General features: G+C 67.0%; 17 protein-coding genes. 5 read left to right on the top strand and 12 right to left on the bottom strand.

The genetic code is table 11. The annotated features are described in order from the left end of the window. Positions 1-35 precede the first annotated feature (35 nt). Entirely contained in the window at positions 36-536 is a 501-nt protein-coding gene (locus ABF648_RS04135) for a PaaI family thioesterase (protein WP_415631027.1), read from the top strand. 155 nt (positions 537-691) lie between these two features. Then, the gene (gene gabT / locus ABF648_RS04130; protein ID WP_415631026.1) at positions 692-2,023 is read left to right on the top strand and encodes a 4-aminobutyrate--2-oxoglutarate transaminase; all 1,332 of its coding nucleotides are present in this window, start codon (positions 692-694) and stop codon (positions 2,021-2,023) included. A gap of 54 nt (positions 2,024-2,077) precedes the next feature. On the opposite strand, the gene ABF648_RS04125 is transcribed toward gabT, so the two are convergent. From ABF648_RS04125 to ABF648_RS04090, 8 genes are all read right to left on the bottom strand, one after another. Then, positions 2,078-4,111 (bottom strand): FAD-dependent oxidoreductase, encoded by a 2,034-nt coding sequence (locus tag ABF648_RS04125; RefSeq protein ID WP_415631025.1) that lies wholly within the window; start codon positions 4,109-4,111, stop codon positions 2,078-2,080. Between the two features lie 70 nt (positions 4,112-4,181). Further along, positions 4,182-5,009: an SDR family oxidoreductase gene (locus tag ABF648_RS04120; protein ID WP_415631024.1), complete on the bottom strand. Its 828-nt coding sequence runs from the start codon at positions 5,007-5,009 to the stop codon at positions 4,182-4,184. A gap of 29 nt (positions 5,010-5,038) precedes the next feature. Then, positions 5,039-6,199: an acyl-CoA dehydrogenase family protein gene (locus ABF648_RS04115; RefSeq protein ID WP_415631023.1), complete on the bottom strand. Its 1,161-nt coding sequence runs from the start codon at positions 6,197-6,199 to the stop codon at positions 5,039-5,041. After that, on the bottom strand, positions 6,196-9,300 hold the full coding sequence (gene aroA, locus ABF648_RS04110) for a 3-phosphoshikimate 1-carboxyvinyltransferase (RefSeq protein WP_415631022.1): 3,105 nt from the start codon (positions 9,298-9,300) through the stop codon (positions 6,196-6,198). The genes ABF648_RS04115 and aroA overlap by 4 nt, the downstream gene beginning before the upstream one ends. A gap of 300 nt (positions 9,301-9,600) precedes the next feature. Further along, entirely contained in the window at positions 9,601-12,081 is a 2,481-nt protein-coding gene (locus ABF648_RS04105; RefSeq protein WP_415631021.1) for a YhgE/Pip family protein, read from the bottom strand. A gap of 14 nt (positions 12,082-12,095) precedes the next feature. Then, positions 12,096-13,133, bottom strand: a complete 1,038-nt coding sequence (locus ABF648_RS04100; protein ID WP_415631020.1) for an ATP-binding cassette domain-containing protein — start codon at positions 13,131-13,133, stop codon at positions 12,096-12,098. Positions 13,134-13,309: 176 nt separating this feature from the next. Further along, positions 13,310-13,945, bottom strand: a complete 636-nt coding sequence (locus ABF648_RS04095) for a TetR/AcrR family transcriptional regulator (protein WP_415631019.1) — start codon at positions 13,943-13,945, stop codon at positions 13,310-13,312. 34 nt (positions 13,946-13,979) lie between these two features. Further along, the gene (locus ABF648_RS04090; protein WP_415631018.1) at positions 13,980-14,279 is read right to left on the bottom strand and encodes a hypothetical protein; all 300 of its coding nucleotides are present in this window, start codon (positions 14,277-14,279) and stop codon (positions 13,980-13,982) included. A gap of 53 nt (positions 14,280-14,332) precedes the next feature. On the opposite strand from ABF648_RS04090, the gene ABF648_RS04085 reads away from it, so the two are divergent. Then, entirely contained in the window at positions 14,333-14,479 is a 147-nt protein-coding gene (locus ABF648_RS04085; RefSeq protein WP_415631017.1) for a hypothetical protein, read from the top strand. Positions 14,480-14,641: 162 nt separating this feature from the next. On the opposite strand, the gene ykgO is transcribed toward ABF648_RS04085, so the two are convergent. Further along, on the bottom strand, positions 14,642-14,764 hold the full coding sequence (gene ykgO, locus ABF648_RS04080; RefSeq protein WP_415631016.1) for a type B 50S ribosomal protein L36: 123 nt from the start codon (positions 14,762-14,764) through the stop codon (positions 14,642-14,644). Then, complete coding sequence (locus tag ABF648_RS04075; RefSeq protein ID WP_415631015.1) at positions 14,761-15,051, bottom strand: type B 50S ribosomal protein L31; 291 nt, start codon at positions 15,049-15,051, stop codon at positions 14,761-14,763. Before ABF648_RS04075 ends, ykgO begins: the two co-directional genes overlap by 4 nt. 52 nt (positions 15,052-15,103) lie before the next feature. Here ABF648_RS04075 and rpmB point away from each other — a divergent pair, with 52 nt between their 5' ends. Beyond that, the gene (rpmB, locus tag ABF648_RS04070; protein WP_415631014.1) at positions 15,104-15,340 is read left to right on the top strand and encodes a 50S ribosomal protein L28; all 237 of its coding nucleotides are present in this window, start codon (positions 15,104-15,106) and stop codon (positions 15,338-15,340) included. Further along, positions 15,340-15,510 carry a 50S ribosomal protein L33 gene (gene rpmG, locus ABF648_RS04065; RefSeq protein ID WP_415631013.1) on the top strand — a complete coding sequence of 57 codons (171 nt, stop codon included), beginning with the start codon at positions 15,340-15,342 and terminating at the stop codon, positions 15,508-15,510. Before rpmB ends, rpmG begins: the two co-directional genes overlap by 1 nt. Before the next feature lie 257 nt (positions 15,511-15,767). Here the strand turns inward: rpmG and ABF648_RS04060 are convergent, their stop codons facing one another. Together ABF648_RS04060 and ABF648_RS04055 are read right to left on the bottom strand one after the other, a co-directional pair. Beyond that, complete coding sequence (locus tag ABF648_RS04060; protein WP_415631012.1) at positions 15,768-16,205, bottom strand: pyridoxamine 5'-phosphate oxidase family protein; 438 nt, start codon at positions 16,203-16,205, stop codon at positions 15,768-15,770. Positions 16,206-16,492: 287 nt separating this feature from the next. Then, the gene (locus tag ABF648_RS04055; RefSeq protein WP_415631011.1) at positions 16,493-17,224 is read right to left on the bottom strand and encodes an aspartate/glutamate racemase family protein; all 732 of its coding nucleotides are present in this window, start codon (positions 17,222-17,224) and stop codon (positions 16,493-16,495) included. Positions 17,225-17,387 lie beyond the last annotated feature (163 nt).

Below are 17,387 nucleotides of genomic sequence, written 5' to 3'. Positions count from 1 at the left end.
TGCCCGGGCTCAGGAGCCCACTACCGTGGGTACACGTGACATCGCACGACGAACGGAGCCCGGTGAACCTGCCACCCTTCGACACCTTGACCGATCCCACGCCGCTGAGCCGCTACATGGGCATCGAGACGGTGGAGGTCAGCCCTGCCCATGCGGTGGCAACCATGCCGGTGGCCCCCAACACCCAGCCCTACGGGCGGTTGGCCGGCGGCGCGACGATTCTGTTGTGCGAAGGCATCGCCTCCCGGGCCGCAGCCTCGCACGCCAAGACGCTGGGCAAGATCGCCCTCGGGCTCGAAGTGAACACCACCCACCATTCCGGTGCCACCCATGGGCATGTCACCGCCGTGGCGGACGCCATCCATCTGGGACGCTCCGTTGCCACCTACACCGTCACCGTCACAGGTGAGGACGACCGCCTCATCAGCACCGCACGTGTCACCTGCATGCTGGTCGATGCCCAGCGAACCCGGCCGGGCCGCGTCGACGCCCCGAAGGACTCGGCCGGGTCGCGAGAGGCAGAGCCGCTGACCTGACTGCGCGTCATGCCCCCCCCGGTGCCAGGAATGTCCGCAGGGATGAACGCTTTCTTCCCGTGATGCACGGTCCATCTCGTGGCAGGCTGAACCCAGCGCAGGCACCTGCGATGAGCTGCCTGCGCACCGCCCGCACAGCTGAAAGAGGATTGCCGATGTCCGAACCCACCTACCACCTGCCCCAGCAACGAAAGCTGGTCACCGCGTTGCCCGGGCCGGCATCCCTCGAGCTCGCGGAACGCAGGAACAAGGTGGTCGCACGCGGCGCGTCGTCGTCCTCACCTGTGTACATCACCGCCGGCGATGGCGGGGTGCTCGTGGATGCGGACGGCAACTCGCTGATCGACCTCGGCGCCGGCATCGCGGTGACCAGCGTGGGCGCCTCCGCCCCGAAGGTGGTGCACAACGTACAGGAGGCGGTCACCCGTTTCACCCACACGGCCTTCGGTGCTTCCCCCTATGAGAGCTATGTCGAGGTGTGCGAGCAGCTCGCCGAGCTGGCTCCTGGAGACTTCGACAAGAAGAGCGTGCTGCTGAACTCCGGCGCCGAGGCGGTCGAGAATGCCGTCAAGATCGCGCGCCACGCCACCGGCCGCAGCGCTGTTGCGGTGGCCGAGAACGCCTTCCACGGACGCACGAATCTGACCATGGGGCTCACGTCCAAGGCGATGCCCTACAAGGCCGGGTTCGGGCCCTTCGCCCCCGAGATCCACCACTTCCCGAGCTCCTACCCCTTCCAGGAGCCGGTGGAGATCACCGGTGAACAGGCCGCCCAACGTGCCATCGGTTACCTGGAGACCCGGGTCACTGCCGAACGGCTGGCCTGTCTGCTGGTGGAGCCGATCCAGGGTGAGGGTGGATTCATCGTGCCGGCGCCCGGCTATCTTGCGGTCCTGCAGTCCTGGTGTCACGAGCACGGCATCGTGTTCATCGTGGATGAGATCCAGTCCGGTATGTGTCGTTCGGGCAAGTGGTTCGCCTGCCAGTACGAGGACGTCGTGCCCGACATCGTGACCACCGCCAAGGCATTGGGTGGTGGTCTGCCGATCTCTGCGGTCACCGGGCGCGCCGAGATCATGGACACTGCACAGCCCGGCGGGCTCGGTGGCACCTATGCGGGTAATCCGGTCTCGTGCGCCGCAGCCCTGGGCGCCCTGGAAACAATGCGCGACTTGGACCTCTGCGCCCGGGCGTTGGCCATCGAGAAGCAGATCCGCGCCAGGCTCGAACCCCTGATCGGGTCGTCATCGTGCGTCGGGGATGTGCGCGGACGAGGAGCGATGATGGCTGTGGAATTCGTGCGTCCGGGCACCCGCACCCCCGACGCGTCGAAGACCGCCCAGGTTGTCGAGGATCTGCTGCACCACGGCGTCTTCGCGCTGAGCTGCGGCATCAACGGCAACTGCATCCGCTTCCTGCCCTCGCTGGTCATCCCGCCAGAACTGCTGGACGAAGCCCTCGCCCTCGTGGTGGCGGCCATCGGCTGATGGTGCCGCCAGCTGTGGCCCGAAGGCTTGCCGGAGCCGCCCCGCCGACTGGGCTCAGCGAACCGGCTGCGGCTCCGACACGACCTCTGCCAGCAACTCGCGCACGGCCCGCAGGCTTTCGCTGGTGGAGCGCACGCCATTCAGCTGATCGGCATTCCGGGCGCCTCCTGCCACGCGGTAGGGCGTACCGGCACGGTCCAGGGCCTTCAGGTCGACGGTATCCGCAGGAACCGACCCCGTCGCCACCACGAGGGTGTCCACCGGAACGCTCTTCGGCTCGCCGTCCACCATCAGCTCGGCCACGTTGGTGCGCACCCTGACGAGGTTCGCCGGTTGCAGGAACTGGGCCCCGGCCGCGTACAGCTCGCCCAGCGGAATCCACCGGGTGGTCGGGCTGGTGCCTGCCGCGAAACGCTTGGAGCCACGGCGGACGAGTGTCACGGCTGTGCACCTCGAGAGCAGGGTTGCGCCGACGTCGACGGCCACTCCCCCACCGCCGAGCACGAGGAGCCGGCCGAGATCGGCTTCCCCGGCCGGGGTCGCGGCAGCATCCTCCAGCGCCTGCTCGTAGCTCATGATGCGCACCGAACCATCGGTGTCGATGTCAGCAGTGCGGGCCTCCACTCCGGTGGTGACCAGCACCGCATCGAAGCCCGAGAGCTCCTCCACTGACGGCTGCGCCCCGGCAACCAGATTGGCTCCGAGCGCGCGCAGCCGCGTCACCCAGGCGTCGATCGCGAGGGCATAGTCCTGCTTGTCCGTGACCAGAGATGCCAGTCGCAGCTGGCCACCGAAGTGCGCGTCCCGCTCGAAGACGGTCACCCGGTGTCCACGCGTGGCCGCGTCGAGGGCCGCCGCCAGACCGGCCGGGCCAGAACCGACCACGGCAAGGCTCTTCGCGTGGTCAACGGCGTCCAGCGGGAACTCCGTCTCGAAGCCCGCCCGCGGATTGACCAGGCAGGAGATCGGCTTGCCCCACAGCGAATGGTCGATGCACGCCTCATCGCAGCCGATGCAGGCGATGGCCACGTGGCCGCCGCCCAGCGCAACATCGGGATCGGCCAGGAAGGGCCGCGCGATGGCCACCGCTGCAAGAGATGTGCCGGCCAATGCCTGTTCGGCTTCGTCGTGGCTGACCACCCGGTTGGAGCCGATCACCGGCGTGCCGGGAACTGCCCGGGCCACCCGGTCGTCCACGGGGAGCCAGGCGCCGTGCGGCACCGAGAACTGCACTGTGGGCGTGGTGGACTCGTGCCAGCCCACACCGACGCTCAGCGCATCCGCACCCGCTTCGACGAGCACTCTCGCCAGTTCGTCGACCTCCTCTGGGGTGGACGACCCGGGCATCAGATCATCGCCGGACAGCCGCACCGAGATCGGCAGATCGATCGCCGTGCGCACCGCTGCGACCACCTCACGGGCGAAATGCCGACGCCTGAAGGAGTCGCCTCCCCAGGCATCGGTGCGCTTGTTCGTGCGGGGCGAGCAGAACTCATTGATGAGATATCCCTCGGATGCCGAGATCTCCACGGCGTCGTATCCGAGTTCCGCGGAGTGCTTGGCGGCGCCCGCGAACGCGGCGATGGTGTCGGCGATGTCCTGCTCGGTCATCTCCACCGGCTCCACCCCGCGCGCCGGGCGCCAGGGAATGGCAGTGGGCGCCAGCGGCCGCTCGGACGGCCCACCCGGGCCGCGCGAATAGCGGCCCGCGTGGAACAGCTGCGCCGAGATGAGACCGCCGGCCTCGTGGACGCAGCGCACCGACTCGGAGAGCGGCCCATCGAACTCCGGCAGGCCGATCACGATGTCGTCGGCCACCGACCGGCCGCGCAGCTCCACCGCATAGCCGCCGGTGATGATCATCGCTGCGCCGCCGACCACCCGCTCGCGGTAGAAGGCGCCGAGCCGGCGCCCGTCCCGCTCGAAGCCGGTGTGCATGGAGCCCATCAGGATCCGGCCGGGCACCTCGAGTGTGCCGAACTGCCATGGCGTGCAGACCAGTCCCCCGGCCGTTGCCCTGGCGCCAGGTCCGGCGCTGCTCGGTCGCCCGGATCCAGGCACACCGGCAGTGGAGCGTGCTGCCATCATTCCCCCGTCAATTTCCGTGATTGCTGTTTCGCGTGTCCGCCACGTGCCGGGCCGCTACTTCCCAGCACCCCTATTTCTCAGTGTCATGGTGCGGACGCTCCACGGCATCGCGCAGCGGCGCCGTGGTGTCGGCCCAGTAGGGCGGCGCAACAATGGTGAGCCCGCCGTCCACCGAGAGCACCTGGCCGGAGATGTATCCGGCGTTCTCGGACAGCAGGAAGTCCACTGCAGCGGCCATGTCATCGGCGGTGCCGGGACGGCGCAGTGGGATCTTCTCGAGCACGGTCTGCATCGGAGCCATGCCGGGCACCTTGTGGTAGAAGAAGTCCAGCGAGTCGGTGTCGATGAGACCGCCGTTCACGGCATTCACCGTGATGTTGCGGGGGCCGTACTCGGCAGCCATGTAGCGCACCAGCGCCTCATCGGCAGCCTTGGCCGCACCGAGCAGGGCATAGGTGGGGAAGGCCCGCTGCGAACCGTAGCTGGTCACCACGACGATCCGGCCGCCCTCGGACATCAGGTGCGCGGCCCGCTGGGCACCCAGCACGAAGGGACGCACATTCATGTTGATGCAGCGTTCCAGGTGATGCGGCTTGATGTCGTCGATCGCCTTGAAGGCCGATGCGGCGGCATTGGAGACGAAGGCGTCGATCCGCGGGTAGTGCTCGATGACGGCGTCGAAGAGCGCGTTGACACCCTCGGCCGTCTCGATGTCGGCCTGCACGGTGATGCCGTCGGCGCCAGCGTCCCTGATCTCCTGCAGGGTCTGCGCCGCGAGGTCGGCGCTCTTCTTGTAGTTGACCACCACGTTCACGCCCTGACGGGCCAGCCGCAGGGCCAGCACCTTGCCGATTCCGCGCGAGCTGCCTGTGATGACGGCGACCTTGGGTGTGCTCATCTGATTACCTTCTCCTGTCATGCGGTGGATCACGCGTAGTTGGCGGTGCCGTCGAGGACGGCGCGGGCGACGATGAGGGACTGGATCTCGTTGGAGCCCTCCTCGAAGCGCTGGGCACGGGCGTCGCGGTAGACGCGCTCGATGGGCTCGCGCTTGAAGTAGCCGCGGCCGCCGAAGACCTGCAGCGCATTGTCGGTGACCTCGGCGAGCATGTCGACCGCCACCATCTTGCAGGCGCTGGACATCGCACCGGCGTCCGGACGGCCCTCGCCGAAGGCGCGTGCTGCCGCGTAGACGAGCTCGCGGGCAGCGAGGATCTTGGCGTGATTACGGGCCAGCATGAACTGGATGGCCTGACGCTTTGCCAGGGGCTTGCCGAAGGTGACGCGCTCCTTGGAGAAGTCGACCGCCAGCTGCTGGGCCCGCTCGGCCAGGCCGACGCAGCTCATCGCCACGGAGATGCGGCTGGGCAGCAGGAACCCGCCGAGCGCCACTTCGAGGCCCTGGCCCTCTTCGCCGATGAGGGCGGACACCGGGACGGGGGTGTCGTGGAAGTGCAGGATCGCGTGGTCGGTGCCGGTGATGCCCATGGTCAGGGAATCGTCGATCACCTCGGCGCCGGGCAGGTCGGTGTTGGGAACCAGCAGCGCCACGGTGCCCTCGTGGCCGGTGGTGCCCTCCAGCCGGGCGGTGAGCAGCCACCAGTCGCAGCTCACGCCGAAGGTGATGAGGTGCTTCTCGCCGTTCATGACGTAGGTGTCGCCCTCGCGGCGCACCGTGGTGCGGATGTCGGCACCGGTGCCCGCATCGGCCTCGGTGAGGGTGAACGCGATGCGCTTCTCCCCCTTGATCGTCGGAATGACGATCTCCTGCAGCTGTTCGGGGGTGGCGTAGCGCTCGACAGCGCGCCAGATGCCGTTGTTCACGTGCACGAGCATGCGAATCGAGGCATGCAGCCGGCTGAAATGCTCCATGAGCTGCAGGAAGCGCGGGAAACCGACGCCCCGCCCGCCCAGTTCCTCCGGCGCAGCCAGCGACAGATAGCCGCGCTCGCGCAGCTCGTCGACCAGCGCCTCGGGAACGGCGCCCTCCTGCTCGATGCGCTCCGACCACTCCTCGCCGGGGCCGGCCACCCAGGCTGCCACCTCGTTCTTGAGGGTCGCGAACGACGCGTCGTCCATCATGCTCATTTACTCCGTTCCACGGTCAGGTGCTTTGCTTGCTCTCTGAGCACGTTCTTCTGTACTTTTCCGACGGCATTGCGCGGCAGCGCGTCGATGTACTCCAGCCTTTCCGGCCAGTAGTACTTCGACAGTCCTCGCTCGCCGAGGTAGTCCTTCATCTGCTCGAATCCGAGCTTGTCCTGCCCCGAGGCGACGACGAAGGCGCAGGCGCGTTCGCCGAGCCGCGGGTCCGGCATCGCGACGATGGCCGCGTCGGCCACCATGGGGTGCTGGAACAGCAGATTCTCGATCTCGACCACCGGGATCTTCTCGCCACCACGGTTGATGACGTCCTTGACCCGTCCGGTGATGTGCAGGAAGCCGTGCTCGTCGAGGATGGCAAGATCTCCGGTGCGGAACCAGCCGTCCTCGGTGTAGACCTGCGTGGTCAACTCGGGACGGTCCAGATAGCCCTCGAACAGCGTCGGGGTGTGGATCTCGAAGTTTCCCTCCTGGCCGGCCGGGAGCTCATGGCCCTCGTCGTCACGAATGCGCAGCTCGATACCGGGCAGTGCCCTGCCGTCGGAGCCCCAGGCGTCCTCGGGCGGGTCGGTGGGGGTGGCCAGCGCACCGAGGCAGGATTCGGTGGTGCCGAAGGCTCCGAGCACCGAGGCCCGCAGCACGTCGGTGGCCTCCTTGGCCAACACCCGGGGTACTGCTGCTCCGGTGGCGACGAAGATGCGCAGCGAGTCCGGGCCGACCTTGCCGCCCTTGACCGCGGCGACCGTGTCGGCGAGGAACGGCGTGGCCGCCTGCACGAAGGTGGCGTCGGCCAGCGCGAATGCCTGGTCCAAGGCGATCGTGGCGTCCCAGACGGGCTGGATCACCGAGGCCACACCGAGCCGCCAACTCAGCAGCAAGCCGTACAGGAAACCTGTCTGGTGAGCCATCGGGGTGGGCACGTAGATGCGGTCGTCGGAGTCCAGACCGAGGTGCTCGATCTCCATCGAGACCGCAGTTGACAAAGGACGATGCGCCATCAGCACGCCCTTGGGCTCACCGGTGGTACCGGAGGTGAACAGCAGCTGGCAGGGATCATCAGGATCGGGCACGCGGTCGAGGATGTCGTCCATCGGAGGTTCCTGGGTGGCCAGCGCCTCGCGGTAGTAGCGCCAGGTCCAGTGCCGGGTGCGGGTATCGGCCATCGCCTCCGCGGGGACGGGCGAGGTCTTCGTCGCGGCGCCCCGTCCGGTGCGGGTGTCGGCGCGCACCACGATGACGTGCTTCACGTGCAGGTCCGCCTCGGGCTCCTTTGCTGCGGCCAGCAGATCGCCGGGATTGTCCTGGTGCCGGAAGGCGCTGGGGATGAACACGATCCGGGCGCGGGAACGGGTGAGGATCTTGGCGATCTCGTGCGCGCCGAAGACCGGCATGATCGGGGTGACGACCGCCCCGATCTGGATGATGCCGAGGGTGACCGCCACGAACTCCACCCAGTTCGGCAGCTGCAGCGCCACCGACTCCCCGGGGCGCACGCCCAGTTCGAGCAGCAGTGAGGAGACCTTGTCGGCCTGCGCCTGCAGCTGCGACCAGGAGGTGCTGACAGGTGTGCCCCCGCCCACCTCGATGACCGCGGACTCGTTCGCGTGGGCGCGTGCCAGCGAACGCACTCGGTTGGGCAGCACCAGCATCTCTTCCGCCGAGATGTGCCGTGCCACCCGGTGAGCGGCGGGCGCCGCTGCCGGAATGGGGGTGGGCTCGTCCTCGGTGCCGTGCACCGAACTGGACGGGATGACCGACATGTTCAGCCCGATGCCATTCATCTGCTCCAGGAAGGCCGGATAGGAGATGCGGTAGGCGCGCGGATAGGTGAGCGTGCTCGGGGAATCGGCACAGGTGGCAGCGACGGCCAGCGACATGAGCACCCGGTGGTCGTTGAAAGATGAGAGCTCGGCGCCGTGCAGCGGGGCCCTGCTGGTCCCGGTGATGCGCAGCTCGTCGGCGTCCTGCTCGAGATTGCCGCCGAGCCGGTTGAGCTGGAGCATGGCAGCCACCCGGTCGCATTCCTTGAGCCGCACATGTCCCACATCGGTGAGCTTGGAGGTGCCCTCGGCGAAGGACGCCATGGTGGCGAGCACCGGCAGCAGGTCGGGAGTGTCGCGGCAGTTGGCCTCGAAGGGTGCCAGCGGCGAGCCCTCGCTGCGCACGCGCAGGAAACCGGTCTTCTCGTCGCGGCGCATGTCGATGCCCATGGATGCCGCGATGTCGAGGAAGTCGGCCTCGGGATGATCGGCCTCGGCTGCGGTGATGGCGGTTTGGCCGCGGAAGAGCACATCGGAGGGGTGGATGGCGGCCACTGCGATGCCGAAGGCCGATGCCCCGATGTCCGCGGGAATCGTGTAGTCGGCGGCATGTCCCTGCTGGCCAGCGGGGACATGGAAGGTGCGGTAGTCCTCGTCGGCCTCCACGGTGAAACCCCAGTGCCGCATCATCCGGATGGTCAGGTCGACATAGGTGCGCTCGTTGAGCGGGCCATCGACGATGTGAACCGTGGTGTCGTGCTGCGCGAAGGGGGCCAGGATGAGCAGCCCGCTCACCCACTGCGAGAGCGTCCCCTTGATGGAAACATCTCCGCCTGCCGGGCGGCCGGGCTGCACCTGCACGGGGATGCACCAGTCACCGCGTTCGGAGTGCAGGTCGACGCCCATGTCGAGCAGGGCCTGCAGCAGCGCCCTGATCGGCCGGTTCTGCACATATTTCATGCCGGTGACCGTGGTCGGGGTCTCGGCCAGGCAGACCAGCCCGGCGAGGAAGTACAAGGTGGTGCCGGACGACCCGATGTCGATGACACCCGGGTGCGCGCCGGTGCGCGCGGAGCCGCTGACGGCGAAGTGCCCGCCCACACCGTGCACGACATATCCGTCCTCGTGCACGTCGACCTGCACCCCGAGATGGCGCAGCGCCTGGACGGTCCAGTCCACCTGGCGGGTTCGGGAGCGACCGGAGATGCGGCTCACGCCCGGCGCCAGGGCGGCCAGCATGAGGGCCCGGTGTGCGTGATATTTCGAGACCGGCACGTCGAGTTGCCCGACGAGCCGATCAGTTGTGCCCTCGATTTTGAGCCGCATGAATGCCCAACTCACTTCCTCGCGTCCACCGGTGACCGTCAATTCAGAAGGGGTGCCAGCAGGTGGATGCGCACAAGTCTGCGATAGTTACCGGACCGTAGGTTACGCTACCGTATCTAGGAGTCAAGCTGGATTTGCCAGGCGTGTCGGATGTCAGACGTCGGGGACCAGCGCGCGGCCGAGCACGCCCCGCACGATGCGTGAGCGGGTGGGACGAGCCCCTGCTGCGGCTCCGCTCCGCTGCCGTACGGCCACAGTCCGGACACCACCGACGATGCCTGGACAAGGAGTTTCAGTCGCTCACAGGTCCAGCGAGGCATGCAGCCGCGACAGCGTCCACACCCTCTGGCGGTGGCAGGCGCGCAGAGTGAGCAGCATGGTGAGCGCGCCGAATCCGACCAGGATCAGGGCATCCATCCAGACCTGACCGGTCGGCCCACCGGCGATGAGGCGCCGCAGGCCGTCGACGCCATAGCTCATCGGCAGCACATGGTGGATCACCTGGAAGAACGGCCCGGCTGTCTGCACCGGATAGATCGCACCGGCGGCGCCGAGCTGGAGCACCAACAGGATCAGGCCGAACAGCCGACCAGGGGTGTGGAAGGCCGCGACCAGGGCCTGGTGCACGCCGGCGAAGACCACTCCGACCAGTGCGGTGAACAGGATCGCGGCGAGGGGATGGGCGGCGTCCAGGCCCAGAGCGAAGTGCAGCACTCCCCACATGAACAGCGCACCGAGGGTGCCGACGAGCATGCCGGGGAACCAGCCGGTGACGGCCGAGCGCCATGACGGCGCGGTGGACACCATGCCTCGCAGTGAGACCGGCCGCACCAGCAGATAGCAGACCATGCCGCCCACCCACAGCCCGATGCACAGGAAGTAGGGCGCCAGTCCAGCGCCGTAGCCACCGACCGCATTGTCCCGCTGGGCGTCGGCGGTCACCTGATCAGCAGTCGCGGTGGCCCTGTCCTGGCTCTGCTGAGCACTGCTGGCCGGAACGGCCTGAGCACCTCCGGTGAGCTTGGAGGCGAGTTCCTTCATACCGTTCTGCACGGTGGTGAGGCCGCTGGCCAGGCTGCCCGAGCCATTGGTGAGTTCATGGGCGCCCTGGCTGAGTGCGCCCAAGCCGTCATCGAGGGCCGATGCGCCGTTGGCCAATTGGCTGGACCCGGTGGCCAGCTGGGACGCCCCGGAACGAAGGGCGGCCGAGTTCGACGACAACTGCGAGAGGCCTTGGGCCAGCGATCCGGAGCCCTGCTTCAGACTGTCCGAGGATGAAGCCAGATCGTGCAGTCCGCCGAGCAGCGACGGCGAGCCGTTCTGCTGGGAGGCCTGGTCAGAGGTGGTTCCCACGCTCGCCTGGAGCTTGGCGGCTCCGGCAGCAAGGGCACCCGCACCGCTGCTGGGATCGGCCAGCTTCTGGGCTCCGGTGGCCGCCTGCTGGGCCCCGGAGAGCACCTTCTTGGCGCCCGCGTCGAGCTGGGTCACGCTCTGCCCGGCCTGACTCATCGAAGTCGCGACCTGTTCGGTGCCCGTGGACACCTGGGCGGACGACGACGCGAGCTTTCCACTGTCCTGGGACGTGATTCCGGCGAGAGCCTGGCAGATCGGATCGGACGCGCCGTGCACAGCCTGGCACTTCGCGGCGACCTGGTCGACGCCCTGGGTGTAGGTCGAGACACCCTGGGACAGCTGCTGGGAACCGGTGACCAGTTGGTTGACCTGCGCCTTGGAGTCCTCGGAGTTCATGGCCGAGTCCAGCGAGGTGAGACCCTGCGACACCGCACCAGCGCCGGGCACCAGCTGGCCAGACGAGCCGTCAGCGGCGGCATCGGGAGCGCCGAGCCCCTGGGAGAGCTGGCTGGCTCCCGAGGAGACCGCCTGCGCACCCTGGTTCAGCGACTGCGTTGCCTCCTGCAGTTGCGGCGCCTTGGCCCAGATGGCGTCCACGCCGTTGGTGTAGCTGGTGATGCCGGAGTTGAGCTTGACCGCCCCGGCGGAAGCCTGGTCCACCCCTGTGGTGTAGGTGTCCACCCCGGAGGCAGCGCTGCGTGCGCCGTTGGCGAGGGAACTCACGCCGCCTGACAGATCCTTGGCGCCCGACTGCGCCTGGTCGGCGCCTGCGGCCAGTGAGGCGGATCCGTTGGTGAGATCCTGGGCCCCGGACAGCGCCTGTCCCGTCCCATCGCTGAGACTGCCAGCGCCCGAGGCCGCCTGACCGAGTTGGGTGTGCACACCGTCGAAGCTCAGGTACACCTGGTTGAGATAGCTCGTGGTGAGCGAGCGCGAGAGATTCTGCTGGATCGTGGTCGCGATTTCGGTGGCCACGTTGCCGGAGATGAAGTTCGTGGCGTCATTGGTGCGCACGGTGAGCTGGGCCGGCTGCGGTGAGGTGCTGCTCACGGTGGCCAGGGTCGAGGAGAAGTTCGAGGGAATCACGAGCTCAGCGGTGTACTTGCCGGACTCGAGGCCCTGGTCAGCTGCGGAGCGATTGGTGAGGGTCCAGTTGAAGTTGTCCTTCTGGTCACCGGTGAGCTCGGCGCCCAGCTGCTGCCCCGCATCGATACTGGTGGTCTGACCGTTCATGGTGGTGCTCGCCGGGACGTCCTCGTTGACCACGGCGGCCGGCACCTTGTGCAGGTTGCCCTGAGGGTTCCAGTTCGCCGCCAGATAGGTGAGCGCATAGATCGTCGGCAGCACCAGGATGATGACCACGGCGAGCCGGGTGAGGTGGGAGTGCCGGAATCGGGCAAGCTCGAATGAGGTGAGGAAGTAACGCACTGGTGCTGCTCCGATCAGAGTGCTGTGGGAGCGGCCGGGGAGGTGACGCCCACTTCGAGGCGGCATCCGGGCAGGTCGTAGATGAGGTGGTCGCCGCCGGCGACCTGGGAGAGGTCAGCCAGCGCGGTGGGGTCGAGCCCGTCGTGCTCGCAGCTGGCGACGATGGTGAGTGGGCGCTCGCGCCCAGCGGTGCGAAGCCCGATGAGCAGGGCCCACGCCCGCGCGCGATCATCCACGGCACGCAATTCGTCGACATCGTCGACGAGCAGCACATCGGGCTCGTCGAGCAGGGAAAGCAGTGTGCTCAGCGTGAACTTCTCCAGCGGGGTGAGATCAGCGACGAGCTGGTTGCCGCGCAGTCGCGGCAGGAATTCCTTGTCGCAGTTCGCCGATTCACCGGTGATCACCGCATGCGCGTCCCGGGCCAGTGGCTCGGCGGCCTTGACGTACTGGTTGAGGGTGTCGAGGGTCTCACGCACCCGCGCCCGACCCACACTCAGCCCGAACTTGTGCAGCAGAATCTGCTCGGCGACATGCTGATTGACGCTCAACGCCGGGTCGAGGTCGTTCAGACCGGGAAACGAGCCGAGCGCCACGTGCCGACGGATCTGCTTCATCTGAGCCCGTAGGTCGAAGCCGGACACCGCCCCCGATCCGGTGGTCGGTTTCATACGGCCGCCGATGGTCAGCAGCAGGCAGGTGCGTCCACTGCCGACCGGGCCGTCGATCACCAGCAGGCTTCCCGGCGCCGTCTTGATGCTGACGGGCCCGAAAATCGCCTTCTTGTGCTGACTGAGGCTCACATCGACGAGTTCGATGGCGCCATTGCCCGGTGCATGGCGTGTCGTCTTGAACCCTTCGGGTTCGGCCGACTCGCCCTCTTCGGGCTGGCCACTGCGGGCAGAACTCTTCCGAGCGCCGGATGCGGGGAGCACACCGCGGCGAGGTGGCTGCGGAGTCTGCGAATCTTCGCCCTCCTCGAGCCTCTCCGCGACTTCGCCGGGCGCTTCGTGCTGTTGTGCGTCAGTGCTCGTGATCACGGAAACAGACATTGGGCAACCTCAGCAGGTCATGGTGCACGGCTCATCCGATACATCTCGTATTCGATACAAAGTGTATGCAACCGTCGAAAACTGCCGCTCCACTGACACATCCTGGGCACAGGAACGTCGTCCGGACGGCCCGTTCAAGCCCACCTCGGGGACATCATCCGAGGTCAACCGGACTTTCAGCCCGCTACGGTGGAAGCCTCGAGTGGCTGGGTGGCACCGACGAGCAGCGCTGCGACGGAGGTCGCACAGGCCTGCGACGCGGTCTCGTGGGGAACATTGTCGAGGTACTCCCGCTCCTGCCAGGCCTCGAAGATCGCCACCACCGCAGTGGCCAGGGAGTCGAGATCGAGCGTGGGACGGAGCCCCAGGGCATCGAGTTCTTCGGTGAGGATCGACACGATCCGTGCCCTGACCTGCACCGAGAAGGCGAGAACCGGACGACGAGCATCCGGGCGTCTGGCCGCCAGGGCTGCCATCTCGCGGGTGATGAAAAACCACTCGCGATCCACCGGAATGGTCAGCAGACGCTCGGCGACACCGAGCACCAACCGGTGCTCGGTGGGTACTCCCTCGCTGTGCACGACGACCGGTTCGCCCACCGGGATGAGTTCCTCGGCATACTTCTCGAAGACCGCGACGAGCAGGTCGTCCATCGAGGCGAAGTTGGAGTAGAAGGCGCCACGGGTGAAACCCGCTCGCTCGCTGACCGCTTCGACCGTGGCAGAGCTCAATGATCGCTCGCGGATGAGCTCAAGCGCGGCAGCGATCAGGCGCTCTCGGGTCTCGGCCCGACGACGGCTCTGTTCTGCCATGACCCACTCCCCTGTGCGACGCTGCCGGGCAATTCTATCTCCGCGCGTGCAAGAGGGATTGGCGACAACTCTTCCAGCAGACCACATCCGCCCGGCCGAGGGCATCCTCGCGAGGGCCGCGGTCCGGGCAGATCACTGTGTCGGCGCATTCGACCATGGCCGAGGCGGTCTCCCCCACGCCGCGCTCGTCGTCATCGCGCACCGGCAGGTTTCGTTCGCACAGGTAGTCAGAGCCCACCAGGTCGCCGCAGGCGGTCGTGCCCTCCAGCGCAACGACCGACGCGGAGAGCTTGGCATGCGGGGCGATCCTCGACCCCCCTGGAGCGCCCGGCACATCTGCATCGCCTCGATGGTGGCCGGCAGCTGGGAGATGATCGCCTCATAGCGATGCTCGGCGGCAAGCCGCTCCAGGGTCTGCAGGACATCGGCACGGGTCGTGCAGTCCAGGCAGGCGTCCTCCACGTCGATGTCGACACGCTCGCGCACGCCGCTCTCGTCGCAGACCGTCCTGGTGAGGTTCGGTCGTGGGATTGAAGTGATGCCTCACGACCGCAGCACCGGGCGCGTGCCACTGCATGACGGTGGTGACGGGCGACATCGCCTGCTCTCACAGACCGCTGATCAGTACCACTGGAGTGGGGTCCTCAGCGGGCCCCTGCCCCGGGGAGGACGGCTCGGAACCGGAAGGCAATTGCATCAGCCCTGCCGTGCCGTGAAACGCGGGTTCTTCTTGTTGATCACGTAGACATGACCGCGCCTGCGGACGATCTGCGAGCCAGGCCGCATCCTCAGCGAGCGCAGCGAGTTACGCACCTTCATCGTTGACCATCCTTGCTCATGTCATTGTCGGCTGCGTTTCGGGCGCCCTCGCGCCCATAGCGCCGGTTGAAGCGTTCGATCCGGCCCTCGGAGTCGACGACCTTGTCGCGGCCGGTCCAGAAGGGATGGCTCGCAGAGGAGATCTGCACATCGACGAGCGGACAAGTCTGGCCTTCGTACTCGATGGTGGCCTCGGACGCGATGGTCGAGCCGGTGCGGAAGGTCAGTCCCGCGCCGCGATCGCGGAAGACGACCTGGTGGTAGTCGGGATGGATGTCTGGTTTCATGGTCCCCTGCTATCCTAATCGCTAATGGTTCTCATTATATATAAGGAGCAATATGTCCCGAACCTGCCAAGTGACCGGGAGGCGCCCACAATTCGGGAACAACGTCTCGCACTCGCACCGTCGGACGCACCGCCGGTTCGATGTGAACGTGCAGGTTAAGCGCTACTGGATTCCCAGCCTCGGACGCCAGGTCGTCCTCCGGCTGACACCTCGTGCGATGCGCTCCATCGACCGCAAGGGGATCGACGCAGTGGTGCAGGACATGCTGCGCACAGGGGAGCGTCTCTGATGGCCGGCAATTCGAAGCAGCTCCGCCCGTTGGTGAAGATGCGCTCGGCGGCCGGCACCGGCTACGCCTACTACACGCGCAAGAACCGCCGTCATTCTCCCGAGCGCTTGGTACTGCGCAAGTACGACCCGATGGCCAGGGCTCATGTTGAGTTCAAGGAGTCCCGCTGAGCTGATGGGCTGGTCAGGCGCCTCATCATTGAGGCGCCACCGACCACCAATGCCTGGGCAAAGACACTGACATGGCGGTCGGCGACTTCGGAAGCCTATCGACCACCCCGGACTTCGCACGACATGTGTACAAGAACCGGCGCGTCCCGTCAGGCAGCACTGATCCCGACACCTCGTGGCCGCGCCAGCTGATCGAATGGAGCAAGGGGCGGGGAATCCACTGATTCCCCGCCCCTTGCTCATCGACGTGCTGCAGATCAGCGCCACCAGGTGGGTGTTTCGCCTTCCCAGTGCTCCGTGCCGAAGTTCGTGGAACGGCAGGTGATCTCGCTCGGGATGATACGCACGAATTCCGCCTCGACGTCGGTCTGCCAGGGGATCTCCAGCAGCTCGCCGGCACGCTGGATCTCCGCGTCATCGTCGAAGACTCGCGCTTCACCATGGACGATGACACTCCAGCCGGCCTTCTCCTCCCAGCGATCAGCCTCGAAGACGACGGAGCTGTAGAGGGTCAGTTCGTGGAGCTTCGTGCCAACCGTGGTACGGAAGACGATCGTGCGGCCGTCCACCGCAAAGTTCACCGGGAAGATCTCGGGCACCCCATTGGTGACGACAGCCAGGCGGCCGATCGTGGTGTCGTTCTCCAGATGCAACCAAGCGGTCGATTCTGCAACTTCTTTGGTACGTGGGTTCATGCTCGCATTGTCCCGGGCTGAGCATGAGCAACAGCCCAGGTCCACAGGACGGAAGGCCTTTCGCAGGCCCCCCAACCATATGTCTGCGATGGAATTTCGCGTCACAATAAGAGTTGTGGGTACATTTTCTCGCTCACCACAAGGATTTCCGAGTAATTCACCGTCATCATCCCAGAATTCTCGAATATCGTCGGAGACCACCCCCGTGCGCACCAGACACATATGGCCACTCGAAACGCGAGCACACCCCGAAGAGATGTGACTCTGCCTGGATGACCAAGCCTCACTCAGGCACCCGGAATGCTGAACCCCTCCAGCAGGCCGGTGTATCGCTTGGGCAATGGACGGGCGTACTCCGCCCTCGCGCAGCCGCCCACCCCGATGCGCACCATGGTTTCCACCAGGCCCACCCCGGCACTCACGCCGTCGATCACCGGGGCATGCACCTCGGCGGTCACCCTGGCCGCCATCTCGGCCATGCCCGCGCAGCCGAGCACGATCGCCTCGACGCCCTCGTGGGTGAGGGCCTGCTTGGCGAGTGCAGCCACCTGCTCGTCCGCGGAATCGACCGCCAGCACCGGTACCTCGCAGGCCAGCACCTCGACGCAGCGATCGCCGAAGCCATAGCCGCGGGCCAGATCCCATGCCCGCCCAGCGGTGCGCGAAAGGGTCGTCACCACAGCGAATCCTCGAGCGGCGAGTGCTGCGACATGCATCCCCGCCTGGGCGATACCGATCACCGGGCGTCCTTGGGCCAGTTCCCTGGCGGCGTCCATGCCGGGGTCACCGAAGCAGGCGAGCACGAAACCATCTGCGCCCTCCTCAACACCCCGTGCCACCTCGGTGAGCACACCGGGCACCGCGAGTGCCTCGTCGTAGTGGCCTTCGATGCTGACCGGCCCCATGGCGGGCGTGACCGCTTCGATCACGGTGTCCGGTGCGGCGGCGGCCTGGGCGGATGCCCTGATGGTCTCCGTCATGGATTCCGAGGTGTTGGGGTTGATCACCCTGATGCGCATGTCACGTCCTTGTCGTGTGGGTTCATCGATCGGTGCTGCCGCCTGGATGACGCGAGAAAGCCGTCGGCCCGGTGTTTGCGCGGCCGCCGGGCGCAATGCGGGGACACCCCCGAGGATTAGGAAGGACCCCCCCCCCCCCGGGTGGTGGTTGGGGAGGCTGGGG

It is taken from the genome of Propionibacterium sp., from assembly GCF_047719395.1.
GTDB lineage: Bacteria > Actinomycetota > Actinomycetes > Propionibacteriales > Propionibacteriaceae > Propionibacterium.
This window is presented reverse-complemented; position numbering and strand designations above follow the sequence as displayed.

Coding starts and splice junctions, on each gene's coding strand:
- ABF648_RS04085 (WP_415631017.1), top strand. CDS start 14,333: ATGCTCGGCGGCAAGCCGCTCCAGGGTCTGCAGGACATCGGCACGGGT.
- gabT (WP_415631026.1), top strand. CDS start 692: ATGTCCGAACCCACCTACCACCTGCCCCAGCAACGAAAGCTGGTCACC.
- aroA (WP_415631022.1), bottom strand. CDS start 9,300: ATGCGGCTCAAAATCGAGGGCACAACTGATCGGCTCGTCGGGCAACTC.
- ABF648_RS04055 (WP_415631011.1), bottom strand. CDS start 17,224: ATGCGCATCAGGGTGATCAACCCCAACACCTCGGAATCCATGACGGAG.
- ABF648_RS04125 (WP_415631025.1), bottom strand. CDS start 4,111: ATGATGGCAGCACGCTCCACTGCCGGTGTGCCTGGATCCGGGCGACCG.
- ABF648_RS04075 (WP_415631015.1), bottom strand. CDS start 15,051: ATGAAACCAGACATCCATCCCGACTACCACCAGGTCGTCTTCCGCGAT.
- ABF648_RS04120 (WP_415631024.1), bottom strand. CDS start 5,009: ATGAGCACACCCAAGGTCGCCGTCATCACAGGCAGCTCGCGCGGAATC.
- rpmB (WP_415631014.1), top strand. CDS start 15,104: ATGTCCCGAACCTGCCAAGTGACCGGGAGGCGCCCACAATTCGGGAAC.
- ABF648_RS04095 (WP_415631019.1), bottom strand. CDS start 13,945: ATGGCAGAACAGAGCCGTCGTCGGGCCGAGACCCGAGAGCGCCTGATC.
- rpmG (WP_415631013.1), top strand. CDS start 15,340: ATGGCCGGCAATTCGAAGCAGCTCCGCCCGTTGGTGAAGATGCGCTCG.
- ykgO (WP_415631016.1), bottom strand. CDS start 14,764: ATGAAGGTGCGTAACTCGCTGCGCTCGCTGAGGATGCGGCCTGGCTCG.
- ABF648_RS04100 (WP_415631020.1), bottom strand. CDS start 13,133: ATGTCTGTTTCCGTGATCACGAGCACTGACGCACAACAGCACGAAGCG.
- ABF648_RS04115 (WP_415631023.1), bottom strand. CDS start 6,199: ATGAGCATGATGGACGACGCGTCGTTCGCGACCCTCAAGAACGAGGTG.
- ABF648_RS04060 (WP_415631012.1), bottom strand. CDS start 16,205: ATGAACCCACGTACCAAAGAAGTTGCAGAATCGACCGCTTGGTTGCAT.